This window comes from Mycobacterium sp. Aquia_213 (genome assembly GCF_026625985.1).
Lineage (GTDB): Bacteria > Actinomycetota > Actinomycetes > Mycobacteriales > Mycobacteriaceae > Mycobacterium.
This window is the reverse complement of sequence record NZ_CP113116.1, coordinates 3,030,520-3,055,727: the sequence shown is the minus strand read 5'-3', so window position 1 is coordinate 3,055,727 and position 25,208 is coordinate 3,030,520. Positions and strand designations below refer to the sequence as shown.

Genomic DNA, 25,208 nt, shown 5'->3' with positions numbered 1-25,208 from the left:
TTCAGATCAACGCCCGCAGCGGACCCTCGGGCGGTTCGACGCCAAGGGAACTCAGTGCTGCGGCGTGATAGGTGGTGCCGGGGACATGGATGGCATGCATCTGCCCGACGTGGACGTCACGCCAATACCGCTGCAGCGGCTTGTCCATTCGCGCCGCGTTGCCGCCCGAGCGGGCGAAGATCTCGTCAACGGCCGACACCGCGCGCCACACCGCGCGCACCTGCGTCCGGCGGCCGGCCGCGCGATCGGCGAACGACACCTCCTTGCCGGCCGCGACCATGTCGTAGATCCGGTCGGCGTTGGCCAGCAGTTCCTGGCGGGCGGCGTTGATGTCGGCGGCGGCCTCACCGATCGCGTGCATGACGTACGGATCGTCCTTGATCGCGGTTCCGGTGGCACCCACACGCTCGCGCTGATAGTCCAGGTGCGCGGCGAGCGCTCCCTCGGCAATGCCGATGGTGGCCGCGGAGATGCCCAGCGGGAACATCGTCGACCACGGCATCAGATACAGCGGCTCGGTCATGCCGGCCTCGCGCTGGGCGGTGCCGTCCATCACCTTGGTGGCGTCCATCGTCCGGTAGCTCGGGACGAACGCATCCTTGACGATCACGTCCTTGGAGCCGGTTCCGCGCAGCCCCACCACATTCCACGAGTCCTCGACGATCTCGTAATCCTTGCGCGGCAGGATCATGTGCAGCATCTGCGGCGGCATCAACGGAATGCCTTTTTCGTCGCCGCGCATCGCGCCCAGGATGATCCAGTCGCAATGGTCGGTGCCCGAGCTGAACTGCCAGCGGCCGGTGAAGAGGTAGCCGCCGTCGACGGGCTTCGCCACACCTTGCGGCGCGTACGGGGAGGCCATCCAGGTGTCGACATCGTCGGCCCAGATCTCGGCGGCGACCTTCGGGTCCGCGTAGGCCAACTGGTAGGGGTGCACGCCCACCACGCCGACGATCCAGCCGGCGGCCGGATCCAATGCCGCGGTGGCCATCGTCGTCTCGGCGAACTCGCGGGGGTGGACCTCGAAGCCTTGGTATTGCTTGGTCTGTAGCAGCCGGATCAGGCCGGCGCCCTTCATCAGCTTGACGGTGTCGTCGGTAAGCCGGCCAATTTGTTCGGCCTCGGCGGCCTGGTCGCGCAATTGGTCCGCCATCGCCACTACCTGGTCGAGTACCCGGTCGCTCATATCGTTGTCCTTACGTGTGTGGGCTAAGTAATGGTCTACCGCAGTCCTCGCCCGTCCCAAAGGAAATCCCGATGAGCGGGCGGAAATGCGTGTCAGAACTCGATGTGCACAGCCGCACTCACCGGCCTGGCCTGGCACGCCAGAATCAGGCCTTCCCGCACATCCTCGGGTCCCAGCACCTCGCACGCCGCCATCTCGACTTCTCCGGCCACGACGGTCGCCACGCACGAACCGCAGCGGCCTTCCCGGCACGAGTGCGGCGCGTCGATGCCAGCGTCCAGCAACAGATCGATCAGGATCTGGCCGCGCGGCCAGCGCAACCGGTGGCGGCGCCCGTCCAGCTCGAGCTCTAGGTGTGCAACGTCTGCCATGCGGCCGATCGTGCGCGCCCGACTCAGCGGCGCGCCCGCGCCCGCCCGATCTCCGGGAAAACTCGACTGGAGCGTCCGGTGACCGGGAAGGCCGGCGCTCGGCGGCGGACCGCCCAATAGCGTGCTGCTGGTGACTGAATCTCTCGACGTGGTCGTGGTGGGCGCCGGTTTCGCCGGCCTATATGCCTTGCACAAGCTGCGCGCGCAGGGGCTCTCGGTGCGGGTGCTCGAGGCCGCGCCCGAGATCGGCGGGACCTGGTACTACAACCGGTATCCGGGCGCGCGCTGCGACGTCGAGAGCGTCGACTACTGCTACTCGTTCTCCGACGAACTCCAGCAGGAGTGGAACTGGACGGAGAAGTACGCCACCCAATCCGAGATCCTGGACTACCTGAACTGGGTGGCCGAAAAGCTCGACCTGCGCCGCGACATCGTCTTCGACACCCGCGTCGTCTCCGCCGTGTTCGACGAGACGACACTGCACTGGACGCTGCACACCGACACCGGCTTGGCGCTCTCGGCGCGGTTCGCCGTGATGGCGACCGGGCCGTTGTCGGCCGCGATGACCCCGAATTTCCCCGGCCTGGATACCTTTGCCGGCGAGACCCACCACACCGCACACTGGCCGCGGGAACCGGTCGACTTCACCGGCAAGCGGGTGGCGGTCATCGGCACCGGATCGTCTGGCATCCAATCGATTCCGATCATTGCCGAGCAAGCCGCGCATCTGTACGTGTTTCAGCGCACCGCGAACTACAGCGTCCCGGCCGGCAACGCAGCGTTGTCGGCCGACGAGCTCGACGAGATCAAGGCCGGCTACGCGCAGCGGCGCCGGTTGTCGTGGCGCAGTGGCGGCGGCTCGCCGCACCTTACGGCCGCGAAGCCGGCGATGGAATTCACCCCAGCGGAGCGGCGCGCGGCATTCGAAAGACGATGGGAGCTGGGCGGGGTGCTGTTCTCGAAGACATTCCCGGACCAGATGACCGACCTGGAAGCCAACGAGGAGGCTCGCAAGTTCTACGAGGAGAAGGTCCGCGCGGTGATCGACGATCCGGCGGTTGCCGACCTGCTGATCCCCACCGACCATCCGATCGGGACAAAGCGAATCTGTACCGACAGCAACTACTTTCAAACGTTCAACCGGCCCAACGTTTCGCTGATCAGTGTCCGTGACACGCCGATCGACTCGATCGACGCCGCGGGAATCAACGCGGGAGATACGCACTACGACCTGGACATGATCGTGCTGGCAACGGGTTTCGATGCGATGACCGGGGCGCTGGGCAGCATCGACATCGTCGGGCGTGGCGGTGCCACGCTGCGCGCGGACTGGGCCCACGGACCGCGCACCTATCTCGGAATGGGCGTCGACGGGTTCCCCAATCTCTTCCTGATCTCGGGCCCGGGCGCTCCCGCCGTGCTCGCGAACATGGTGCTGCACGCCGAAGCCCAGGTGGACTGGATCGCCCAGGCGATCGGCTACCTCGACAGCCATGGGTGGGCCGCGATCGAAGCAGGCGTGGACAGCGTGGACGGTTGGGGCGCCGAATGCGCCCGTCGTGCCGAGACGACCTTGTTCACCAAGGCGAACTCCTGGTACATGGGCGCCAACGTCCCTGGAAAGCCCAGGGGCTTCATGCTGTTCGTCGGCGGATTCGCCACCTACAACGACATCTGCGCCGAGGTCGCCGGCGCCGACTACCGCGGCTTCGATCTAATCAAGCAATGACTGGATTACTCGACAAGGTCGTCGTGGTCACCGGCGCCGCCAAAGGCACCGGGCGGGTGCACTGTCAGCGCTTCGCCGACGAGGGTGCCGACGTGATTGCCCTCGATGTCGCCGCGCTGGCCGACGAGTTAGCCGGTACCGCAACGGAAGTCGAAAGTCGGGGCCGGCGCTGCGTCACAGGTTATGCGGATGTGAGCGACCTCGCGGCCGTGACGTCAGCGATTGACGGCGGAGTCGCCGAACTGGGCCGGCTCGACGTCATCATCGCCAACGCCGGTATCCACGCCCCGGGCGGCCCGTCCTGGGAACTCGACCCGCGGGTTTGGCAGCGCACGCTGGACATCAACCTCACCGGGGCGTGGCACACCGTCAGGGCGGGCGTGCCGCACATCGGGGCCGACGGCGGATCCGTCGTTCTGATCAGCTCCACCAACGGCCTTCGCGGCACCGCCAATACCGCCCACTACACGGCCAGCAAGCACGCGGTGGTCGGGCTGGCCCGCACGCTGGCCAACGAGCTGGGGCCGCGACGCATCCGGGTCAACACCGTGCACCCGGGGGCGGTCGCGACACCGATGGTGCTCAACGAGCAGATGTACCGGAAGCTGCGGCCCGATCTGGCCAACCCGACGGCGGCCGACGCCGCCGAGGTGCTGCAGGCGCGCAACCTGCTGCCGGTCCCTTGGGTGGAGCCCGTCGATATCGCCAACGCGGTGGTGTTCCTGGCCTCCGATCAGGGCCGCTATATCACCGGCACGCAGCTCGTCGTCGACGCCGGCCTGACCCAGAAGACGACATGACCGGACGGCTCGCCGACAAGGTTGCTCTGATCACCGGCGCGGCACGGGGGATCGGTCGCGCCCAGGTAGCCTGGCCAATGAACTTGCGCCACACAATCTTCGGGTCAACTGCATCAACCCCACCAACGTCGACACGCCGATGATCCAGAACGACGTCGTCAGCAGCGCGTTCCGGCCCGACTTGGACCGCCCGCCCACCCGTGCGGAATTCGCCGAGGCGGCGGAGTCGATGAATATGCTTGCAGTGCCGTGGATCGACCCGGTCGATGTCGCCAACGCCGCACTGTTCCTGGCCTCCGACGAGGCGCGCTACATCACCGCGATCATCCTGCCCGTCGACGCGGGCGCCACCCAGCGATGAGGAGACGACCGTGACGGACTTGGCGGAATTGGCAGCCCGGCTGCGCCGGCTCGAAGACGACCGCGACATCCGGCAGTTGATCGCGTCCTACGGCCCCGCGGTCGACGCCGGCGACCCGGATGCCAGCGCGCGCCTGTGGGCCACCGACGGCGTGTACGACGTCGACGGCTGGCGCATGCAGGGCCGGGCCGATGTGCACGCGATGATCAGCTCGGAGGCCCACCAGAAGCTGGTGAAGAAGGGCTGCTCGCACTTCCTCGGGCCGTGCGTCGTCACGGTCACCGGTGACGAGGCGGTGGCGGTGTGCGAATCCCTGGTGCTGGTACGCGACGGCGACGGATATCGGGTATGGCGCGCCACCGCACATCATTTCGCGCTGCGGCGCATCGACGAACAATGGCAGATCACCACTCGCACCAGCCGGGTGCTCGACGGCAATCCCGACGCGCACGCCTTGCTGTTGAAAGGCCTTGCGGGAGCACCCTAGTCGCGGGACAGGAATCCCAGGACCGTGCTTTCGAATGCCGCCTTGGCTTCGATCATGGCCCAGTGCCCGGAGTTCGGAAAGATATGCAGCTCCGCGTTGGGGATGGTGCGCATCGGAATCAGCGCCATGTCAGGCGGGCTCACCCGATCGTCGCGGCCCCACGTCAGCAGCGTGGGCGCGGCCAGCTTGTGCATGGTCGCCCATGGGAACGGCCGGTCGGAGGCCGCCATCGCGGAGTTCATCGCGGCGAATGCCGCCTTGCCGTACATCCGGCGCGCGGCGTCCAGCGTGACGGGATCGGTGGCCAGCTGCCAGCGTTCTTCGATGAGTTCGTCGGTCACCAGGGTCTGGTCGTAGACCATCGACTTGAGCCAGTCGACGAGCCGCTGCCGGGTCGGGTCCTCGACGAACTCCTGCAACAGCCGGATGCCCTCACTGGGGCTGGGAGTGAAGATGTTGGTACCGATGCCGCCGATGGTCACCAGACGGTCGATGCGGTCCGGATTGCCGATGGCGAAGTTGATGCCGACGCCGCCACCCATTGAGTTGCCGACGATGTGTGCCTTGTCGACTTCGAGCGCGTCCAGGAACGGCGCGACAACGCCGAACGCCGTGACCATCGGGTGGCCGCCGAAATCGTCGGTGACCCCGAAGCCGGGGAATTCCAGGATCAGGCAGCGGAAGTGCTCGGCGAACGTGGGCAGAATCCCGCGAAAGTTGCGCCAGCCGGTGACCCCGGGGCCGGAGCCGTGCAGGAACAGCAGCACCGGACCGGATTCTGGGCCGCAGTCGTAGTAGCGCAAAGCGCCCTTCGGGGTGGAGATTTCACGCAGGTCATGCTCGACGGTCGCTGCAGAGGTATTTGCCACGCATGTCACCCTGCCATGCCGCCGCGCAACGCGTGAGCGGTGTTCCGCTGATCGGTATGCGACGCCGCCTTGAGTGTGCGTTGACGGTGTGGAGTGTGCACTGAGGGCGTCCTGGATGCACACTCAAAGCCATCACCCGCCGGGTGACGGCCGGCCCATCGCCGAGTCGGCGGCCGCCCAATCCGTCGACACCTTGCGGTGCTTGATCAGCCAGGCGTCACCGTCGGGCACCAGGACGTCGCGATAGCGGCCGAAATGGTCCAGCCCGATATGGGTGGCGACGGTGAAGTAACACGAGACCTGCGCCTCGTCGGGAGTCAACGAGGTGAACAAGACGTTGGCGACGTTGTGCCGAACGACCGGCTTCACGTCCGCGTCGACCGCGATCTTCCCGGTGACCCCGCCCAGGAACGCGACGATCTCGGATCGGCCGCGCAGTGGCTCGGCGCCGCGAATCTCGAGAATGCCGTCTGGGCAGAATGTTTCGGCAAGCCCGTCAAGCCGGCCGGCGTCACCGGACCAGTTGTAGCGGGCGAGCGTGTCACGGATCTGCTCACGGGCCGCCAGTTCCCATATCTCCATCGCCGTGACTCCTCACCCGAGCGCAGGCCCCCGCATAGCACCTTAGTCAGGCGGGCAATGTGCTTACTGGACGATACGAGGCTGGAAGCGCTGGAGCGGCTTGGGCATGACTCCGTTCAGGTCGAAGACGGCTATCATGGCCCGTAACAAGGCGGGGGACCAATCATCGAGTGGGTGTGCGTCTATCCGGGCGAGCACCTCGCGACGGAGATACTCGATGTTCATCGGGGGCTGCTGATCGGTCATGGCCGCGCCTCCGGCTCCTAGCTCCTGGGGCAGGTCTTTCGGACGTAGTCGACGCTAGGGCCGATGCGCCGCGGATGTATAGGTAACTTGTCAGATTCAAATGTCTCTCAAGGAATAGCGCCGGTGGTTACACCCGCCGGCGTCCCGAACGGGAATGAATCGCGGCGTGCAGCGGTAGAACAACGCATGGAACTCAACGACGCCGCACGAAACCTGATCGGCAAGGGTGCTGATGCCACGCTGGTCACCATCAATCCCGACGGCAGCCCCCAGGTGAGCCTGGTCTGGGTCGCATTGCAGTCGACGCCGGACGGGGACGAGCTGGTCAGCGCCCACCTGGCCGACTACAAGAAGCTCCGCAACATCCGCAACGATTCGCGGGTGGCCGTCACGATCGTGGCGGTGGACGGTCCGCACGCGGAAACGAAGCCGCGTCCCTACCTGTCCGTCAACGGGACCGCACGGATCGTCGAGGGCGGTGCCCCCGAGCTGCTGACGGAACTCAATGCCGTGCTCGGACAGCCGGGCGTGCAGTTCCCGCCGGACGACGCGCCGCCGGGATACCTCAATCGCATCCACATCGAGAAGGTTGGCGGCTTCGGGCCCTGGGTCGGCTGACCTCCGTTTTTGCTACTTCCGCTACCCGGGGTAGCGCAATACAGTGGGTGGATGAAACCGGGAGCTGACGGCAAACATATTCGGACCTGTCCGCTGTGTGAAGCTATGTGCGGCTTGGAGATTCACGTCGAGGCCGGAATGGTCACCGGCATTCGCGGCAACCGAGACGACGTGTGGAGTCGCGGACACCTCTGCCCGAAGGGCGTATCGCTGGGCGCGGTACACCACGACCCGGACCGCGTCCGCAGCCCGATGATCAAGGTCGACGGGGCCTGGCAGGAGGTCAGCTGGGACGCGGCGTTTCGTCGCTGCACCGAACTACTGACGCCGGTGATCGAGAAATACGGGATCGGTGCGGTCACCGCCTACACCGGTAACCCACTGGCGCACTCGTTTTCGCTGGCCCGCTACGCCGGCGTGCTGATGGGCATGTCGGGGATGCCGGTCACGTATTCACCGGGAACGGTCGATCAGTGGCCGAAGAACCTGTCGTCGCACCTGATGTACGGCCTCTGGTGGAACTTTCCGGTGCCCGACATCGAGCGCACCGACCTGCTGGTCATTATGGGCGCCAACCCTGCCGCGTCGCAGGGTTCACTGCTGGCCGCACCCGACGTGATGGGCCTGATCGACGGAATTCGCAAACGCGGCAAGGTGATCGTGATCGACCCGGTGCGTACCCAGACCGCGGCCCAGGCCGACGAGTGGCTGCCGATCGTGCCGGGCACCGACGCCGCGTTGCTGCTCGCGGTCGCGCACACGCTGTTCGACGAGGACCTGGTGAATCCCGGGCCGTATGTCGACGGCGTCGACACCATGCGCGCAGTAGCCGCGGACTGGCCGCCGGAGCGGGTCAGCGACGTCACCGGAATCGACGTGGACAGCATCCGGCGTTTGGCGCGCGAGCTTGCCACCGCCGAGCGATCGGTGGTGTACGGCCGAATTGGCTTGTGCAACCAGGAGTTTGGCAGCCTGGCGAGCTGGATGGTCGATGTAATCAACATTTTGACCGGCCATTTCGACACCCCCGGCGGGGCGATGTTCCCCAAGCCGGCGGCCTGGTCGATCACCACGCAGCCGCTGCCCGGCCTCGAGGGCGGTCTCCCGGAATTCGGCCGCTGGCACACCCGGGTGCGCGGCGCCAAGGAAGTGCTCGGGCAGGCTCCAGTGTCGTGCATGACCGAGGAAATCGCCACACCCGGCGACGGGCAACTCAAGGCGCTGATCACGATCGCGGGCAACCCGGTGTTGTCCACGCCCGGCGGCGACAAGCTCGACCAAGTGCTGCCGCTGCTCGAGGCGATGATCTCGGTCGATCTTTGGCTCAACGAGACGACGCGCCATGCCGACGTGATCCTGCCCGGGCTCTCCCCGCTCGAGCAGCCCCACCACGACGACCTGATCTTGCTGTTCGCGATCCACAGCATCGCGAATTACTCCGCGCCGGTGTTCGACCCGGGTGATCGCCCGCACGAATGGGAGATCCTGATCCGGCTGACCGGCCTGTGCACCGGCACACCGGCCGAAGACGTCGACGTCGCCGCGATCGACGACGGTTTCTTCGACTACCTGGCCTTCACCCGGGGTGTCGACGGCGCCGAGATCCGCAAGCTCTACGACCACGGCGGCCCCGAGCGGATGCTGGACCTCACGCTGCGCACCGGGCCCTTCGGGGATCAATACGGCAAGAATCCCGGCGGGCTCACCTTGGACCTGCTCAAGGCGAATCCGAACGGCATCGACTTCGGGCCGATGGTGCCGCAGCTGCCGGAGATTCTGGGCACCCCGGACAAGAAGATCCGGCTGGCTCCGCAATACCTGCTCGACGACTTGCCCCGGCTGGCCGCGCGGATGCAGCGGCCCGCCGAGCCGTTGGTGCTGGTCAGCCGTCGCCACCTGCGGTCGAACAACACCTGGCTGCACAACGTGCCCGCGCTGATGAAGGGCAAGGACCGGTGCACGCTGCTGATTCACCCCGACGACGCGACGCGCTGCGGCGTGAGCGACAACGACGTCGTCACGGTGAAATCGGAGGCCGGCGAGATCAAAGTGCCCGTCGAAGTCACCGACGCGATCAAACCCGGTGTGGTGTCGATGCCGCACGGATGGGGACACGGCAAGCCGGGCACCCGCATGTCGGTCGCCAACAGCTCACCCGGCGCCAACACCAATGCGCTTTCGCTGCCCACCTTTATCGACGAGCCATCCGGTAACGGTGCGCTTAACGGGATACCGGTGACGGTCCTCGAGGATCAAGCACGATACGAAGCCGCGCAGAGCCTCTGACACGCGGAAAACGCAACCCTGCCAACGGTTATGGCGATCGGCACAACGGGGACCGGGCCATAGTCCAAATGCCGCGCGGTGTTGTCTAGTTCACGCTCGCCGTAGTTGCTGAACCCTCAAGGGCAGATCCTCGTAGCAATAGGCAAGAACGCGATATCACCTGCACTGGGGACGGGGGGAGAAGCCATGTATTACTACCTATTCATCGCCATGATCGGCGTTGAGCGCCTGGCCGGGCTCGTCGTCGCGCACCGAAATGCTCAATGGTCAATCGCCCACGGGGGCAGGGAATTCGGCCTAGACCACTACCCGGCGATGGTCAGCCTGCACGCATTGCTGCTGGTTTCGTGCCTAGTGGAAGTCTGGTCCCTGGGGCGACCGTTCGTCCCCTTGCTGGGCTGGCCGATGATCGCCGTCGTGGTGCTCAGCTGCGTTGTCCGCTGGCGCTGCGCCGCGGCCCTGGGGCGACACTGGAATCCGCGGCTCATCGTGATTCCGGGCGCACCGCTGGTTCGGCGCGGTCCGTATCGATGGGTGCGCCACCCCGACTACATCGCGGTGGTCGCCGAGGTCGCGGCGCTCCCGCTGATCCATTCGGCGTGGCTGACGGCGATCGCGTTCAGCATCGCCAACGCGCTGCTGCTGAACGTACGAATTCGTCTGGAAAACGCCGCATTGGCCTACGTCTGAGCTATCAGGGCGCTATCGGTCGGTTCGTCCACTCTCGGTCGGTCCGCCGCGACGAACGGAACCAGCCACCGGCCGCACCGGTACCGCCGTCGGTCGGGATCGTATGGCCCGTGACGAAGGCCGACAGGTCCGAGGCCAGAAACAGGATCACCCGGGCCTGGTCCTCGGGCAGGCCCATCCGTCCCGCCGGAACCCATTGGGGCCACAGCGCTTGCTCGTCTGCGGACAGCCACTGCGAGTAGGGCACCTGCAACGATTCGGTGACGTCGGGTCCAATGGCGTTGACCCGCACCCCGTCCCGGCCCACCTGAACCGCGAGACTGCGGGTGAAATGAATGACGGCCGCCTTGAACGCGGCGTAGACCGGATCCTCGGGGTAGCCGCGCAACCCTTCGACAGAGGAGACGTTGACGATCGAGCCACGGCGTTGACCGACCATCGCTGGCAGGAACGCATGGGTGACCAGGAAGACGTGGTGCAAGTTGATCCGGTAGAGCTCGTCCCACAGTTGCGGGTCGGTGTCGACGAAATCGCCGGGGTGCCGCAACCAATGGCCGACATTGTTGACCAACACGTCGATGCGGCCGAACCGATCCAGCACCGATCGCGCCAGGGCGGCAACCTGGTCGGCGTCTCGCACGTCGGTGACGATCGCCCACGCCACCCCGCCCGACGCCGAGATCTGGTCGGCGGTCCGCCTGGCGAGTTCGTCGTCGATATCGGCGATGACGACCTGGGCGCCGTGCTCTGCGAATAGCTGTGCGGTTGCCGCGCCGATACCGCCCCCGCCGCCGGTCACCACCGCGATCCGGTCGCTCAGCAACGAACCGGCGTGAGGTGGCTGCTCCATGCTCATATCTTCGAGCACTCGCTGAAATCGATTGGCATCGAGGCCGAATTCACCGGTCCGGGACGTGCCTACTCACCACTTACCGTTGGCGGCCGATGTTCTGCCCGACGCGACGGTCTCGAAAAGCACTGGCCCACAGGTCTATTCGTAGGGAGTTCCGATCATTCAAAGTTCCCCGAGGTCCGGGCGACGCGACCGTCCGAACGCACGGCGTGCCGCCACATGCGCGGCGGGCTGTCCGCGACGGCGCGAACCAAACCGGTTGAGCCTTCGCCACGCTGCAGGCCGCAAAAAAAGAACGATGCGGTAACCCGAATCGACGACCAGTCCCCGGAACGGCCCCGACGCCGATACAGTGGGGCTCGTGAGCCGAGCAGCCCCACCCGTGCTGACCGTGCGGTACGAGGGATCCGAACGGACCTTTGCACCCGGCAACGATGTGGTCATCGGGCGTGACTTGCGGGCGGACGTCCGTGTCGCGCATCCGCTGATTTCCCGGATTCACCTGGTGTTGCGCTTCGACCAGGGCCGGTGGATCGCCATCGACAACGGCAGCCTCAATGGCCTGTACGTCAACAACCGCCGGGTCCCGGCCGTCGACATCCAGGACGGCCAGCGCGTCAATATCGGCAACCCGGACGGGCCGACGGTGACCTTCGAGGTCGGCCGCCATCGGGGTTCCGCCGGAACCCCGCCCCTGACGACATCAATCCCGATTTCGACTGGGTCCTACGACCCGCGGCTGCATCAAGGACGCCCACCGACCGGCTCGGTGGCACAGGGCCTGCCCCCGCAGCCACCGGCGAGCCCGTCGCGGCCGATGCCGACGCATTCGCCCAGCGGGCAGCACCCCGGGGCGCCGTCGGGCCAACTCCCGACATATCCGCCCGGTGGTCAGCAGTCCGGTGCACCATCGGGGCCGCTCCCGACGTATCCGACCGGTTCGCAGCCGAGCCATCCGGCCGCGCCGGTGCCGTCGCACCCGACGGGCACCCAACCGGCCGGACCGGCCAGCAGTCCGATGTCCTCGCCGCACATTTACCGGGCCGAGCCCGGGCACGTTCCCCCGGCCGCGCCGGTCGACCCTCCGACCGCCATGACAGGCCGCGTCGGTGGCGACGGCGCGAATCTCGCGACGTCGATGATGAAGATCCTGCGGCCGGGCAAGGCCGGAGGGGACGCGCCGGGCGCGATCAAGATCGGCCGGGCCAATGACAATGACATCGTCATTCCCGAGGTGCTGGCGTCGCGTCACCACGCGACCCTGATCACCACGCCGGGCGGCACGGAGATCCACGACAACCGCAGCATCAACGGCACCTTCGTCAATGGTCAGCGCGTCGACTCCGCGCTGCTGACGGATGGCGACGTCGTCACGATCGGCAACATCGACCTGGTGTTCGCCGGCGGGGCGCTGGCCCGCCGCGATGCCGACACCGCGGCACAGACCCGCCTCGGCGGTCTGGACGTGCGCGGGGTGACCTGGACGATCGAAAACAACAAGACACTGCTCGACGACATCTCGTTGGGCGCCAGTCCCGGAACCCTCACGGCGGTGATCGGTCCGTCCGGTGCCGGCAAGTCGACTTTCGCCCGGCTGGTGGCCGGCTACACCCACCCCACCAACGGCACTGTCGCGTTCGAGGGCCACAACGTCCATGCCGAATACGCCTCGCTCCGCAGCAGGATCGGGATGGTGCCGCAGGACGACGTGGTGCACGGTCAGCTGACCGTGGAACAGGCGCTTGGGTACGCGGCCGAACTTCGGCTGCCGCCCGACACCACCAAGGACGACCGCGAGCAGGTGGTTGCCCGAGTGCTCGAGGAGCTGGAGATGACCCAGCACCTGCACACCCGGGTCGACAAGCTGTCCGGCGGTCAGCGCAAGCGTGCTTCGGTGGCGCTCGAATTGCTGACCGGTCCGTCGCTGCTGATCCTCGACGAGCCGACGTCCGGTCTGGACCCGGCGCTGGACCGCCAGGTCATGACGATGCTGCGGCAGCTGGCCGACGCCGGCCGCGTGGTGCTGGTGGTCACCCATTCGCTGACCTACCTGGACGTCTGCGACCAGGTACTGCTGCTGGCGCCCGGCGGCAAGACCGCGTTCTGCGGGCCGCCCGCCCAAATCGGTGCGGCCATGGGGACGACGAACTGGGCCGACATCTTCAGTTCGGTCGCCGGCGATCCCGATTCAGCCAAGGCGCAATACCTGGCGCGCACCGGCCCGCCACCGCCACCGCCGCCGCCGGAACAACCGGCCGAGATCGGCGATCCGTCGCACACGAGTCTGCTGCGGCAGTTCTCCACGATCGCGCGACGCCAGATCCGGTTGATCGTCTCCGACCGGGGCTATTTCGTCTTTCTTGCGTTGCTGCCGTTCATCATGGGTTCGCTGTCGATGTCCGTGCCGGGCGACGTGGGCTTCGGCATGCCGAACCCGGTGGGCAACGCGCCCACTGAACCGGGGCAGATCTTGGTGCTGTTGAATGTCGGCTCGGTGTTCATGGGGACCGCGTTGACGATCCGAGACCTGATCGGCGAGCGCGCCATCTTCCTGCGAGAACAGGCGGTCGGCCTCTCGACGACCGCCTACTTGCTGGCCAAGGTCTGCGTCTACACCGTGTTCGCGGTGGTGCAGTCGGGCATCGTCACCGTCATCACGCTGCTGGGCAAGGGCGGACCGACGCGGGGCGCCGCGGCGCTGGGGAAGGCTCCGCTGGAGCTCTTCGTCGATGTCGCGGCGACAACGGTCGCCTCGGCGATGCTCGGGTTGGCGCTCTCGGCGATCGCCAAGTCCAACGATCAGATCATGCCGCTGCTGGTGGTTGCGGTGATGTCACAGCTGGTGTTCTCCGGCGGCATGATTCCCGTCACCGGTCGCATCGGGCTCGACCAGATGTCCTGGGTCACCCCGGCACGATGGGGTTTCGCGGCGTCGGCGTCCACCATCGACCTGACCCATTTGGAACCCGGCCCTCAGGTCCCGAAGGACGCACTCTGGCACCACAATGCCGGCACGTGGTGGTTCAACATGGGCATGCTGATCGCGATCAGCGTTTTCTACCTGAGCTTCGTGCGCTGGAAGATTCGCCTCAAAGGTGGGCGCTGACCATTCGACAATGAGGGTCGGCGATCCCGAATGGGTGGCTAGGCCCCCCTGCGGACTGCCTGCTCGGACGCGGCATGCATCCGAGCGGACAGCTGAAGAAGGTCATGCTCGCCAACCCCGCCGGGCAGGGTGTACGCCAGCTGACGCAATTCCACGGCATAGTTGCGCAGCTCCTGGCGGAGACGCGACTCAATAGTTGGCATGACTTCTCCCGAATTTTCGATCAGCCAATTTCAAGATCATCCCAGCCCGGCGCCATTTCGGCGACACGCGCGGCGGGTTTTAACGGGAGCTTGACAGCATATTTACAGAACGAGATTTCGGCGAGCGGGCGATCAGGGGTGCGCGGCAACAAATGTCTCGTTCGGAATACCGTCGGCGAGTAGGGCCGCATCGAATGGCGCGTCGAGGCGGGCGCGCAGTCCTTCTCGATCGATGAGAAGGCTGATCTCGGCGGTTTGGCGGGCGAACAGACGCCCGAAAGTCGGGTAGAGCCAACGCATTACGGCCCGCTCCGCATTGCTACAGCGCGCCGCGCAATAGCCGACATGCCCCAGTTCGTCGGTCAGGATCTCGGTGTAGAGACGGTCGATCCGCGCGGCGACGTCTGGTTCGTCAGCGAACATTTCGACGCCGACGCGGCGCAACTCGTCAAACATGATGCAGCCGGCCATTTCTGCGGCGCCCACGAACGGGAAACCGAATCGCTCGGGGAGAAATACTTCCATCTTGACGAATTGGCGCATCACGAACGGCGGCACCACGACCTGGAACGGCAGGCCGAAAATGTCGAGCACGTAGGCCAACAGCCGGGTGTGATAGTGCTCTTCGAGCGCAAGGTAGATACGCTCGGGTGGCTCGTCCTCGCCGCCGATGCGCCCATAAGTGTCGCCCAAGTCAACGCCGAATCGCTCCGCCTGGTTGAGCTTCGCGGTCGCGAGCAGGAACAGCATTTCGGGGGACAGCCCCGGTTCGGGTCGGCGGCGGCGCAGGTTCCGCATGAACACCCGCCGATCGATCCGACGGTTCGAGCGCACCGGGTCGGCCTCCAATGATGTGAAGAAGTCTTCACGGTTGGCGAGCCGGCGATGCAATAGATCAGCGTCGCCATCCCGGTGCGTGAGGTAATCCCGGTAGCCGTCGATACCCGTGCCGGTCATGTTGCCTCCATTCCTTTGGCGATGGTTTTGACGAATCGGTCCAACAGCGCGGCACGCGTTTTCGACGTTGCGCCGGTGGCTAGCAAGGCGAACAGGCCGGTCATGAAGATCACGCCGAGTTCGCCCGCGTCGGCGTCCGACGACACCTTCCCCGCGGCCTGGGCATCGCCGATTGCGGCGATGACGAACTCGGCCAGAGGGTGTTCGGCGGTCTCGTCCTCGATGGGGCGCGTCGCGGAGAAGTGCAACCCCAGCATGTCCCTGAAGAGCACTGGGCCGAGCCGGTCCTCGGCGGCGAGGACTTGACGCACCAGCAGCCGGAGCATCGAAAGCAGATCGCCGGCCCCGCTCGTCTTGGTGACGAGTTTCGCCACGATCCTGGCTTCTTCGGCCCGCTCGAGCTCGACGAGGATGTGCTCCTTGGTCGGGAAGTGGAAATAGAAGGTGCCGCGCGCGACACCCGTGGCCGCGGCGATCGCCGCGACGTCGGCGCCCGCTAATCCGGATCGCCCGATCTCGGCCACCGCGGCGTCGAAAAGACGTGCGCGCGTTTGCAGTCGCTGCGCCTCTCGAACGTTCACGACCGGGGCAGTCCCCGGGGCCGGTGTCGTCGGCGGCATGGCAGAAACGTATCCCCATTCATTGCCACCTGTCAATGACGAATGTCAGCGAATAGGGGTGACGCTGTCCGTGGGGCGCGCCGAGCGCGGGCGCGCGCGGGCGTAACGTCAGTGCGAAACAGCGGGCGAAATCTCGCAGCGGCGTTACGCTGACGCGGCTGGGTGAAAGGGCAAAGGGGCCGGAATGGATTTCGAACTCGACGCCGGGCAAAACGCATGGCTGACCGAGGTTCGCGAATTCCTCTCCGAGAACGTCACGGCAGAACTACGAGACGAACTGGCCGAGCACGATCTGGAATTCCCCAATGGCGAGGTGGCGCGATTTCGCCGCAAGATCGGTGCCAAGGGCTGGTTCGGACTGAACTGGCCACGGGAGTATGGCGGCCTGGGTCTCGGCGCGGTGCATCAACACCTGCTGATGAGCGAGTTCGAATATTGGGGCGTGCCCGGACCCGACCTCACGGTCACCTCGGTGGCACCGATGATCATGCGGCACGGGACCGAGCAGAACAAGAACGAGTGGCTCCCGCTGATCGCCAAGGGCGAAATGATCTGCGCTGTCGGCTATTCCGAGGCCGAGGCCGGAACCGACCTGGCCAGCCTGCGCACCCGCGCGACACGTGACGGCGAGCACTGGGTAATCGACGGCAGCAAGATCTGGAACAGCGGGGCACAGCGTGCCACGCACGAGTGGCTGTGCGTGCGGACCGACCCGAATGGTGTGCGCCATCGCGGGATTTCGGTGATCATCGTGCCGATCGACAGCCCGGGCGTCGCGATCCGCCCGCTGTACGCGTGGTCTGGCTACCGCACGAACGAGGTGCATTTCGACGACGTGCGGGTCCCCGTCACGAACCTGGTGGGGGAGGTCAACCGCGGCTGGACCTACATCACCGGCGCGCTCGATCTGGAACGCGGTGCGCTGACCAATGCGGGCGATATGCGCCGCGCCGTGGACGAACTGCGCGCACTTGCCCGCAGCCCGCGGCGCGACGGTTCCGTGCCTGCCGACGACGCGGCCCTTCGGCGTCGGCTGGCGCAGGCCGAAGCCGACGTCGAGGTGGCGACGTTGATGGGTTACGAGGCCGCCTCGATCCTGGACAGTGGCGTGATTCCGACCGTGGAGGTCAGCGTCGAGAAGGTCTTCACCAGTGAGCTGCGGCAGCGCATCGCCGATCTGGCACTCGATCTGCTCGGCCCCGACGGCTTGCTCGCGCACCGCAGCGAAACCGCGCCCCTGGCAGGCAAATTCGAACGGCTGTACCGGGCCGCACCGTTGATGCGCTTCGGTGGGGGCACCAACGAGGTGTTGCGTGATGTCATCGCCCAGCGCGGCCATGGAATGCCTTCCTATGGGCGGTGACGCATGAAAGCGATCCCCACCGCCGAACAGCGTGAGTTCGCCGCGTCGGTGCGCGCGCTGTTGGCCGCGGAGTGCCCGGCCAGTCTTGTGCGTGGGCTCGGACAACCCGGCGCGGATCGAAGCACCCCGACGCTGTGGAAGGCATTGGCCGACGCCGGCGTGTTCGGGCTCGCCGTCGCCGAGGAGTACGGCGGCTCGGGTGGCTCGCTGGATGATCTCGCGGTCTTCTACACCGAAGCCGGCCGAGGGTTGTGTCCGACGGCGGTGCACAGCACGATTGCCGCGGCGCTGGCGATCGACCAGCTTGGCTCGCCGGACGTCAAGACGGCATTGCTGCCGCCGCTGGCCGGTGGGACTGCCCGCGGAACCACGGCGTTGTGGAACGCCCGTGACGCCGCGGATGTTTCGGCCGCGCTGCGCGCCGCTCCCGATTCGACCGGGTGGCGGCTGGGCGGGGTCGCGGACTACGTCGCCGACGCCGACGTTGCCGATCTCATCGTGGTGTCAGCCTCGGCGGGCGACCGCACGCTGGTCTTCGCCGTCGACACCAGCACGGCCGGGGTGAGCATCGACCCGCTGGCCATGGCCGGCGGATACCGCGCGTTCGCGGTGCGGTTCGACGATGTGACCGTCGGCGCCGACGCGCTGCTCGACGAAACCGACGGCGACACCCGAACGGCGCTGCGCCGCTTGGCCAATGCGGCGGTGGCGTTGGGGTCACTCGACCTGGTCGGCGTCGGACAGGCGGTGTTGGACCGCACCGTCGAGTACACCAAGCTTCGCCATCAGTTCGGCCGTCCTATCGCCTCCTTCCAGGCGGCGCAGCATCTGATCGCCAACATGCACATAGCCTTGGCCGCGGCGCGATTGGCCGCGCACTCCGCGGTCTTCTGGATCGCGCGCGGAGGGTTGGCGACCCGGCAAACGGCCATCGCGCGCATGCATGCCGGTACGGCGGCCCGGCTGGTCACGCTGGACGCCCATCAATTGCACGGCGGGATCGGCTATGTGACCGAAACAGATCTGCACTTGTGGACCGAGCGGGCAAGGCTCGGTTCAACTCTCGGCGGTGGGGCAGACGTCGCCGCGGCCTGGCTGGCAGAAACCCTGGAGGAGATCCGTGAGTGAGGACACCCTGATCGACGCCGAGTCGGCGTCGCGCGTGGGTACCGTCGCCGCGACCGCGACCGGTGAGGTGAACCGGCGCGATTGGCAGCGGTGGGCGGCGGCGGTCGGTGACCACAACCCGCTGTATTTCGACCCGGATTACGCTCGCGCCAACGGCTTTCGCGACATATTCTGCCCGCCGCTGTATCTGCAGTACGCCGTGCTCGGCGTCGCGCATCTGGATTCGCTGCGGCCCGATGGTTCCTCCGGTGCGGTGTCCGGCGGTCTCGGGTTTCCGCGGGCACCGAAACGAATGGCCGGCGGCGAAAGCTTCACTTTTCACCTGCCGGCCTATCACCGCGACGAGATCGAAATGGTTCGCACCATCGAGTCGATCGTCGAAAAGCAAGGACGCTCCGGCAAATTCGTCCTGGTGACCTGGCACACGGTGTACCGCAACCAGCACGGCGAGCTGGTCGCCGAAGCTTCGACGTCGATGATCGCCCGACCCTAGGAACACAATGAGTGAGCAGGTGTTTTACGACGACATCGACGTGGGTGAGCAGATTCCCGCGCTGACCGTCACCGCCGACGAAACCCAGCTGTTCTTTTTCAGCGCCGCCACCTACAACGGTCACCGCATTCACTACGACAAAGAGTGGGCACGCGATGTCGAAGGCTACGACAACGTATTGGTGCACGGCCCGCTTCAGGCGGCGCTGCTGGCCCGTGCGGTCGGTGACTGGATCGGCGGGCGCGGTCGTCTGGTGTCGTTCTCGGTGCAGAACCGGGCAACCGCGTTGCCCGGCGAGCCGCTGACGTTCGGCGGAGTGGTCACCGGCAAACGCCTGACGAGCGGCGCCGGCCTGGTGGACCTCGAGATCGCCGGCCGCCGCGACGACACCGTCCTGATGCCCGGAACCGCGACGGTCGAGTTACCCCTTCGAGAAAACATCAGCGGAACGCCCTCGTGACGGGATTGCGAGGCGAAGCGGCCATCGTCGGCATCGCGGAGTTGCCGGCGCAGCGCCGTCCGACCGGGCCGCCGCTGTTCACCCTCGACCAGTACGCGCTGCTGGCGAAGATGGCCGTCGAGGATGCCGGTGTCGATCCGGCGCACATCAACGGTCTGCTCACCCATGGCGTGGCCGAATCGGCGATGTTCGCCCCGGCCACTTTGTGCGAATACCTGGGTTTGGCCCTTGATTTCGGCGAGCGCGTCGATCTGGGCGGGGCCACCTCTGCCGGAATGATCTGGCGCGCCGCCGCCGCGATCGAACTCGGCATCTGCGAGGCGGTGCTCGCCGTGGTGCCCGGTTCGGCATCGGTGCCCCAATCCGAACAACGCCCGGCGCCCGCCCCGAACTGGTATGGGGCGTCGTCGAACAACTATGGGTCGCCGCAGGCCGAGTTCGAAATCCCGTACGGCAACCTGGGTCAGAATGCCCCGTACGCACAGATCGCCCAGCGCTACGCCGCGGAATTCGGCTACGATCCCGCCGCGGTCGCCAAGATCGCGGTCGACCAACGCACCAACGCCTGCGCACATCCCGGCGCGGTTTTCCACGGCACCCCGATCACCGTCGACGACGTCCTGGACAGCCCGATGATCGCCGACCCGATCCACATGCTGGAAACCGTGATGCGGGTGCACGGGGGAGTAGGGGTCCTGCTCGCCAACGCCGACATTGCCCGCCGTGGCCGCCGTCGCCCGGTGTGGATCAAGGGTTTTGGCGAGCACATCGCCTTCAAGACCCCGACCTACGCCGACGACCTGCTGCATACCCCGATCGCACGTGCCGCCGACAAGGCGTTTGCCATGTCAGGGCTGGATCGGTCCGATGTCGACGTCGCCTCGATCTACGACTGCTACACGATCACGGTGCTGATGAGCCTGGAAGACGCCGGCTTCTGCGCCAAAGGCCTAGGCATGTCCTGGGTTACCGAGCACGATCTCACCTACCGCGGCGACTTCCCGCTCAACACCGCCGGCGGTCAGCTGTCGTTTGGTCAGGCCGGTATGGCCGGCGGCATGCATCATGTCGTCGATGGCGCGCGGCAGGTGATGGGACGAGCCGGCGACGCCCAAGTGCCGGACTGCCACACCGCATTCGTCACCGGCAACGGCGGGATCATGAGCGAGCAGGTCGCACTGATCATGCGGGGGGACTGACGCCTTGACTACGCCGGTTCCCGAGCCCACCCCGGTCTCAAAGCCCTTCTGGGATGGCCTGGCCCAGCACCGAATCGTGGTGCAGTACTCGCCCTCGCTACAACGCTACGTCTTCTATCCGCGCACGCTTGCCCCCGGAACCCTGGCCGACGACCTGGAATGGCGCGAAATCGATGGTGCGGGAACGCTGTACACCTTCACCGTCGCTCGCCGACCCACCGGCCCGCCCTGGGCCGACGCGGTACCGCAGTTGTTGGCCGTGGTGCAGTGGGACGCCGGTCCGCGGATCAGCACCGAATTGGTCGACATCGACCCGAGCGACATCCGGATCGGCATGCGGGTGGAGCCGGTGTTCTACGATCTGCCCGAGGCCGGCATCACCCTCTTGAGATACCGGCCCGCGTGACCTCAACGGTGAGGTCGGAGGTGCAGATGGACGATGTCGTGCAGGCAATGCTCGACCAGTTGAACGCCGGATTCCCGCGCGTCGAGACCATGACCGGTGCGCAGGCGCGCGCGGCGGTGGCCGCACGGCGCATGCCGGTCACCAACTCCGACGACGTCGAGAGCGCCACCGACCGGTCGGTGCAGGGCCCCGACGGCGCCATCGGAGTACGCATCTACTCCCCGCACGGCGAGGACGCGACGGACCGCGCCGCGATCGTGTTCTACCACGGGGGCGGATTCGTCTTCTGCGACAGGGAATCCCACGATGGATTCTGCCGGGCCCTGGCCCGCGGCAGCCGGGCCGTGGTGGTGTCGGTCGACTACCGTCTCGCTCCGGAACATCCCGCGCCCGCCGCGGTGCTCGACGCGTTCACGGTGTTCTGCTGGGTGGTCGAGCACGCCGCCGAGCTGGGTCTCGACCCGACCCGCATCGCCGTCGCCGGTGACAGCGCCGGCGGCAATCTCGCCGCGGTCACCGCGATCCTGTGCCGCGACCGCGGAGTCACCCAACCTGTCGCGCAGTTGCTGATCTACCCGGCGATCGATCCGACTTTCGACACCGACAGTTACCACCGCTACGCCACCGGATACTTCAACACCCGCGCCGCAATGCAGTGGTACTGGCGCCAATACCTCAGTGCTGCAACGGCTGTCGACCCCCCCTACCTGGTCGCTCCCGCCCGGGCGGCCTCTCATGCGGGCCTGGCACCCGCCGTGATCGTCACCGCCGGGTGCGATCCCCTGCACAGCGAGGGGGGCGAGTATGCGCGCCTGTTGCGCGACGCGGGGGTGCCGGTCGTGCACCGGGACTTTCCCGGACTGTTCCACGGCTTCATGACCATCCAGTCCTTCGGACCGGCCGCATCGGCGCAGCATCTGGTCTGTGCCGACCTGCGTGAGCTACTGCTCCCGGCCTACCGAGGTGCCCCGACATGACCGAGGTATGCGACGTCATTGTGATCGGCGCCGGGTTCGCCGGGCTTTACGCCGTGCACCGACTGGCCTCTTCGGACCTTTCGGTGATCGCCCTCGAGGCGGCCCCCGATGTGGGCGGCACCTGGTACTGGAACCGCTATCCCGGAGCGCGGTGCGACGTCGAAAGTGTGGACTACTCCTATTCTTTCGACGACGAACTGCAGAGAAGCTGGCAGTGGAGCGAACGCTTTGCCGCCCAGCCGGAGATCCTGGCCTACCTGCGGCACGTCGCGGACCGTTTTGATCTGCGTCGCCACTACCGATTCGGTGTCGACGTGGTCGGCGCCGCGTTCGATCGAGCTCGCTGGCAGATCGAGACCGCGACCGGACAGACATATGCGGCGCAGTTTCTGGTGTGTGCAACCGGCTGCCTGTCCGCGGTGAACCGGCCTAATATCGCAGGCGTTGAAGACTTTTCGGGCGAAGTGTATTTCACGGCCGCATGGCCGCGTGACGATCCCGATCTGCGCGACAAGCTGGTCGGCCTGATCGGCACGGGATCATCCGGGATTCAGGTGGCGCCGATCATCGCCGCTCAAGCGCAGAACCTTGTCGTATTCCAGCGATCCCCGAACTACACCATCCCGATGCCAAACCGGCCGTGGTCGGTCGAGGAACAACGAGAGATCCAGGAGCAGTATCCCGAGCGTCGCCGCGCCTCCGCCTACGCGGCGGCCGGCACGCCGCACGGCACCTACCACAAGAACGCCGTCGACGCCGAACCTGATGAGCGGGCCGACGCGCTGTGGAAGCGCTGGCGCGAGGGTGGCGTTCTTTTCGCCAAGACCTTCCCCGACCAGACCAGCGACCTGGCCGCCAACGACGTCGCCCGGCAATTCGCCGAGGAGCGGATCCGCGAAATCGTCACCGATCCCGCCGTCGCAACCGACCTCATCCCGGTCGACCACCCGATCGGAACCAAACGGATCTGCACCGACAACGGGTACTACGCCAGCTTCAACCGCGACAACGTACGGCTGGTGAACCTGCGCCGCGAGCCCATCACCGAGATCAGCGCGCACGGTGTACGAACCACCCAAGCGACATATCCCCTCGACGTGCTGATCTTCGCCACCGGCTTCGACGCCATGACCGGGGCGTTGACCCGCATCAACCCGAGCGGGCCCGGGGGAGAGCGATTACGGGACATCTGGAGCGACGGCCCGCTGACCTTCCTCGGTCTGATGGTGCCGGGTCTGCCGAACCTGTTCACGATCAGCGGGCCGGGCAGCCCCTCGGTGCTGGCCAACATGGTGTTGCACGCCGAGGTTCAGGTCGACTGGGTCATCGATCTGGTGCGAGCCGTGCGACAGCAGGGGGTCAGCGAGGTCGAGCCACGCCTCGATGCGGCCCGCACCTGGACAGCTCAGGTGGCCCAGGCCGCCGAGCGGACGTTGTTCCCCAGGGCGGCGTCGTCGTGGTATCTGGGCGCCAACATCGAAGGCAAGAAGCGCACCTTCATGCCCTACATCGGAGGGTTCGGCACCTACCGGCGCCAGTGCGACGATGTGGCCCACCACGATTACGCCGGATTGGTGTTGACCACCCGATGACGTCAAAGAGGAAGTGAGACAGTGCCGGAGACGGTTCAGCAGCTATTGCGGCAGCGCAGGCACGACGACACTCACGCGATCGCGTACGGCGAGGCGAGCTGGACCTGGCGCGAGCACCTCGCCGAGGCCGAGGCCGAGGCCGCCGCGCTGATCACCCTCGCCGATCCGGCCCGCCCGTTGCATGTCGGTGCCGCGCTGGGCAATTCACCGGCGATGCTGCGCGCGATGGCCGCCGCCGCGCTCGGCGGCTATGTGCTGTGCGGCCTCAACACCACCCGTCGCGGGCCCGCGCTGCTCTCCGACATCCAGCGTTCCGACTGCCAGATCATCCTCGTCGACGCTGAGCACCTGCCCTTGTTGGAGGGCTTGGATCTCAACGGAATTCACGTTCTTGACGTGGGCGCAGCGGGTTACGCCGATGCGGTCGCCGCGGCGCCGGCTTTGACTCCGCACCGCGAGGTCACCGCCGCCGACACGTTCATGATGATCTTCACCTCCGGAACCAGCGGCAATCCCAAGGCCGTGCGGTTCGCGCACGGGATGGCGATCATGTGCGGCGCCAGTCTGATCTTTCAATACGACGTCACCGCGGACGATGTCTGCTACCTGGCCATGCCACTGTTTCACTCCAACGGCGTTGCCGCCGGCTGGGCCGTCGCCATCGGCAGCGGTGCGCTGATGGTCCCCGCCAAGTTCTCACCGACGCGGTTCATCGACGACGTCCGCCGCTACCGCGTGACCTACCTGAACTACGTCGGCAAGCCACTAGCCCTGATCCTTTCCACCCCCGAGCGTCCCGACGACGCCGACACCACGCTGCGCATGGCGTTCGGCAACGAGGCAACGGATCGCGATATCGCGGAATTCGCACGGCGTTTCGGGTGCCGCGTGGTCGACAGCTTCGGGTCCAGCGAATTCGCGGTGATCGTGGTGCGCGAAGACGGCACGCCGCCGGGCTCGATCGGCAAGCCCTATCCCGGAGTCGGCATCTACAACCCGACGACCCTGAAAGAGTGTGCCGTCGCGCAGTTCGACGAACACGGCGCACTGACCAACTTCGACGACGCCGTCGGCGAACTGGTCAACACCCAGGGGGCGGGGCCGTTCGTCGGCTACTACAACGACCCGGATGCGACGGCCGAGCGGATGCGACACGGCATGTACTGGGCCGGCGATTTGGCCTACCGCGACTCCGACGGCTGGATCTACCTGGCCGGCCGCACCGCCGACTGGATGCGGGTGGACGGCGAGAACCTCGCGGCGGCACCGATCGAGCGGATCCTGGAACGCCTGCCGCAGGTTAGCCAGGTCGCGGTGTATGCCGTGCCGGACGAGCGGGTCGGCGACCAGGTCATGGCGGCGCTGGTGCTTCGTCGCGGGATGGATCTGCGGCCAACCGATCTCGAGGAGTTCCTGGCCGCACAAGGCGACCTCTCACCGAAGGCGTGGCCGCGCTACGTGCGCATCAACGACGACCTGCCGGCGACGGCCACCAACAAGATCCTCAAGCGCGAGCTGACCGCTACCGGCATCAGTGCCGAGGACGGGATCTTACTGACCCGAGAGCCGCGCGGCACCACGTATATGTATGCCGTGCAACCAGTTTCGGAGACAGCGCCCTCGTAG

25 protein-coding genes and 1 pseudogene are annotated in these 25,208 nt (G+C 66.5%); 17 read left to right on the top strand and 9 right to left on the bottom strand.

Translation table 11 applies throughout. From position 1 onward, the window contains the following. Nucleotide 1: 1 nt before the first annotated feature. The gene (locus LMQ14_RS14370) at nucleotides 2-1,186 is read right to left on the bottom strand and encodes an acyl-CoA dehydrogenase family protein (RefSeq protein ID WP_267730265.1); all 1,185 of its coding nucleotides are present in this window, start codon (nucleotides 1,184-1,186) and stop codon (nucleotides 2-4) included. A 92-nt stretch (nucleotides 1,187-1,278) separates the two neighbouring features. Next, entirely contained in the window at nucleotides 1,279-1,557 is a 279-nt protein-coding gene (locus LMQ14_RS14365) for a 2Fe-2S iron-sulfur cluster-binding protein (protein WP_267730264.1), read from the bottom strand. Between the two features lie 130 nt (nucleotides 1,558-1,687). Between LMQ14_RS14365 and LMQ14_RS14360 the strand changes: the two genes are divergently transcribed. From LMQ14_RS14360 to LMQ14_RS14345, 4 genes and pseudogenes are all read left to right on the top strand, one after another. After that, on the top strand, nucleotides 1,688-3,286 hold the full coding sequence (locus tag LMQ14_RS14360) for a flavin-containing monooxygenase (RefSeq protein WP_267730263.1): 1,599 nt from the start codon (nucleotides 1,688-1,690) through the stop codon (nucleotides 3,284-3,286). Next, nucleotides 3,283-4,086, top strand: a complete 804-nt coding sequence (locus tag LMQ14_RS14355; RefSeq protein ID WP_267730262.1) for a mycofactocin-coupled SDR family oxidoreductase — start codon at nucleotides 3,283-3,285, stop codon at nucleotides 4,084-4,086. The genes LMQ14_RS14360 and LMQ14_RS14355 overlap by 4 nt, the downstream gene beginning before the upstream one ends. A 67-nt stretch (nucleotides 4,087-4,153) precedes the next feature. Then, nucleotides 4,154-4,447 (top strand): annotated as a pseudogene (locus LMQ14_RS14350) (SDR family oxidoreductase); the annotation flags it as partial. Nucleotides 4,448-4,457: 10 nt separating this feature from the next. Next, nucleotides 4,458-4,934 carry a nuclear transport factor 2 family protein gene (locus tag LMQ14_RS14345; protein WP_267730261.1) on the top strand — a complete coding sequence of 159 codons (477 nt, stop codon included), beginning with the start codon at nucleotides 4,458-4,460 and terminating at the stop codon, nucleotides 4,932-4,934. Here the strand turns inward: LMQ14_RS14345 and LMQ14_RS14340 are convergent. The 3 genes from LMQ14_RS14340 to LMQ14_RS14330 all read right to left on the bottom strand — a co-directional run bounded on the left by LMQ14_RS14340 (nucleotide 4,931) and on the right by LMQ14_RS14330 (nucleotide 6,631). Further along, a complete protein-coding gene (locus LMQ14_RS14340; RefSeq protein ID WP_420714512.1) occupies nucleotides 4,931-5,812 on the bottom strand; it encodes an alpha/beta fold hydrolase in 882 nt (293 codons plus the stop codon). The genes LMQ14_RS14345 and LMQ14_RS14340 overlap by 4 nt on opposite strands. Before the next feature lie 123 nt (nucleotides 5,813-5,935). Further along, a complete protein-coding gene (locus tag LMQ14_RS14335; RefSeq protein WP_267730259.1) occupies nucleotides 5,936-6,385 on the bottom strand; it encodes a nuclear transport factor 2 family protein in 450 nt (149 codons plus the stop codon). A gap of 63 nt (nucleotides 6,386-6,448) precedes the next feature. Then, nucleotides 6,449-6,631: a hypothetical protein gene (locus tag LMQ14_RS14330; RefSeq protein WP_090601910.1), complete on the bottom strand. Its 183-nt coding sequence runs from the start codon at nucleotides 6,629-6,631 to the stop codon at nucleotides 6,449-6,451. Between the two features lie 186 nt (nucleotides 6,632-6,817). Between LMQ14_RS14330 and LMQ14_RS14325 the strand changes: the two genes are divergently transcribed. The 3 genes from LMQ14_RS14325 (at nucleotide 6,818) to LMQ14_RS14315 (ending at nucleotide 10,225) form a co-directional block, all read left to right on the top strand. Beyond that, a complete protein-coding gene (locus tag LMQ14_RS14325) occupies nucleotides 6,818-7,249 on the top strand; it encodes a PPOX class F420-dependent oxidoreductase (protein WP_267730258.1) in 432 nt (143 codons plus the stop codon). 51 nt (nucleotides 7,250-7,300) lie between these two features. Continuing rightward, complete coding sequence (locus LMQ14_RS14320) at nucleotides 7,301-9,535, top strand: molybdopterin-dependent oxidoreductase (RefSeq protein WP_267730257.1); 2,235 nt, start codon at nucleotides 7,301-7,303, stop codon at nucleotides 9,533-9,535. A gap of 186 nt (nucleotides 9,536-9,721) precedes the next feature. Continuing rightward, nucleotides 9,722-10,225 (top strand): isoprenylcysteine carboxyl methyltransferase family protein, encoded by a 504-nt coding sequence (locus tag LMQ14_RS14315; protein ID WP_267730256.1) that lies wholly within the window; start codon nucleotides 9,722-9,724, stop codon nucleotides 10,223-10,225. 4 nt (nucleotides 10,226-10,229) lie between these two features. Here the strand turns inward: LMQ14_RS14315 and LMQ14_RS14310 are convergent, their stop codons facing one another. Continuing rightward, nucleotides 10,230-11,075: an SDR family NAD(P)-dependent oxidoreductase gene (locus LMQ14_RS14310; protein WP_267730255.1), complete on the bottom strand. Its 846-nt coding sequence runs from the start codon at nucleotides 11,073-11,075 to the stop codon at nucleotides 10,230-10,232. A gap of 355 nt (nucleotides 11,076-11,430) precedes the next feature. Here LMQ14_RS14310 and LMQ14_RS14305 point away from each other — a divergent pair, with 355 nt between their 5' ends. Continuing rightward, nucleotides 11,431-14,184, top strand: a complete 2,754-nt coding sequence (locus tag LMQ14_RS14305; protein ID WP_267730254.1) for an FHA domain-containing protein — start codon at nucleotides 11,431-11,433, stop codon at nucleotides 14,182-14,184. Between the two features lie 38 nt (nucleotides 14,185-14,222). Here the strand turns inward: LMQ14_RS14305 and LMQ14_RS14300 are convergent, their stop codons facing one another. From LMQ14_RS14300 to LMQ14_RS14290, 3 genes are all read right to left on the bottom strand, one after another. Further along, nucleotides 14,223-14,387 carry a hypothetical protein gene (locus LMQ14_RS14300; protein WP_267730253.1) on the bottom strand — a complete coding sequence of 55 codons (165 nt, stop codon included), beginning with the start codon at nucleotides 14,385-14,387 and terminating at the stop codon, nucleotides 14,223-14,225. A gap of 132 nt (nucleotides 14,388-14,519) precedes the next feature. Then, a complete protein-coding gene (locus tag LMQ14_RS14295; protein ID WP_267730252.1) occupies nucleotides 14,520-15,344 on the bottom strand; it encodes a hypothetical protein in 825 nt (274 codons plus the stop codon). Beyond that, nucleotides 15,341-15,964 (bottom strand): TetR/AcrR family transcriptional regulator, encoded by a 624-nt coding sequence (locus LMQ14_RS14290; RefSeq protein WP_267730251.1) that lies wholly within the window; start codon nucleotides 15,962-15,964, stop codon nucleotides 15,341-15,343. Before LMQ14_RS14290 ends, LMQ14_RS14295 begins: the two co-directional genes overlap by 4 nt. A gap of 184 nt (nucleotides 15,965-16,148) precedes the next feature. Between LMQ14_RS14290 and LMQ14_RS14285 the strand changes: the two genes are divergently transcribed. Genes LMQ14_RS14285 through fadD1 form a run of 9 tightly spaced genes read left to right on the top strand, consistent with a single transcriptional unit; the run spans nucleotide 16,149 to nucleotide 25,208 of the window. Then, on the top strand, nucleotides 16,149-17,327 hold the full coding sequence (locus tag LMQ14_RS14285) for an acyl-CoA dehydrogenase family protein (protein WP_267730250.1): 1,179 nt from the start codon (nucleotides 16,149-16,151) through the stop codon (nucleotides 17,325-17,327). Between the two features lie 3 nt (nucleotides 17,328-17,330). Further along, entirely contained in the window at nucleotides 17,331-18,455 is a 1,125-nt protein-coding gene (locus LMQ14_RS14280; protein WP_267730249.1) for an acyl-CoA dehydrogenase family protein, read from the top strand. Further along, nucleotides 18,448-18,948 carry a MaoC family dehydratase gene (locus LMQ14_RS14275; RefSeq protein WP_267730248.1) on the top strand — a complete coding sequence of 167 codons (501 nt, stop codon included), beginning with the start codon at nucleotides 18,448-18,450 and terminating at the stop codon, nucleotides 18,946-18,948. Before LMQ14_RS14280 ends, LMQ14_RS14275 begins: the two co-directional genes overlap by 8 nt. Nucleotides 18,949-18,955: 7 nt before the next feature. Then, nucleotides 18,956-19,408 (top strand): MaoC family dehydratase, encoded by a 453-nt coding sequence (locus tag LMQ14_RS14270; protein WP_267730247.1) that lies wholly within the window; start codon nucleotides 18,956-18,958, stop codon nucleotides 19,406-19,408. Continuing rightward, on the top strand, nucleotides 19,405-20,607 hold the full coding sequence (locus LMQ14_RS14265) for a thiolase family protein (protein ID WP_267730246.1): 1,203 nt from the start codon (nucleotides 19,405-19,407) through the stop codon (nucleotides 20,605-20,607). Before LMQ14_RS14270 ends, LMQ14_RS14265 begins: the two co-directional genes overlap by 4 nt. Before the next feature lie 4 nt (nucleotides 20,608-20,611). Beyond that, nucleotides 20,612-21,013 carry a Zn-ribbon domain-containing OB-fold protein gene (locus tag LMQ14_RS14260; protein ID WP_267730245.1) on the top strand — a complete coding sequence of 134 codons (402 nt, stop codon included), beginning with the start codon at nucleotides 20,612-20,614 and terminating at the stop codon, nucleotides 21,011-21,013. Nucleotides 21,014-21,039: 26 nt separating this feature from the next. Beyond that, nucleotides 21,040-21,990 (top strand): alpha/beta hydrolase, encoded by a 951-nt coding sequence (locus LMQ14_RS14255; RefSeq protein ID WP_267730244.1) that lies wholly within the window; start codon nucleotides 21,040-21,042, stop codon nucleotides 21,988-21,990. Continuing rightward, the gene (locus LMQ14_RS14250; RefSeq protein WP_267730243.1) at nucleotides 21,987-23,582 is read left to right on the top strand and encodes a flavin-containing monooxygenase; all 1,596 of its coding nucleotides are present in this window, start codon (nucleotides 21,987-21,989) and stop codon (nucleotides 23,580-23,582) included. Before LMQ14_RS14255 ends, LMQ14_RS14250 begins: the two co-directional genes overlap by 4 nt. Before the next feature lie 21 nt (nucleotides 23,583-23,603). Beyond that, nucleotides 23,604-25,208, top strand: coding sequence for a fatty-acid--CoA ligase FadD1 (gene fadD1, locus LMQ14_RS14245; RefSeq protein WP_267730242.1), 1,605 nt, complete (start codon nucleotides 23,604-23,606; stop codon nucleotides 25,206-25,208).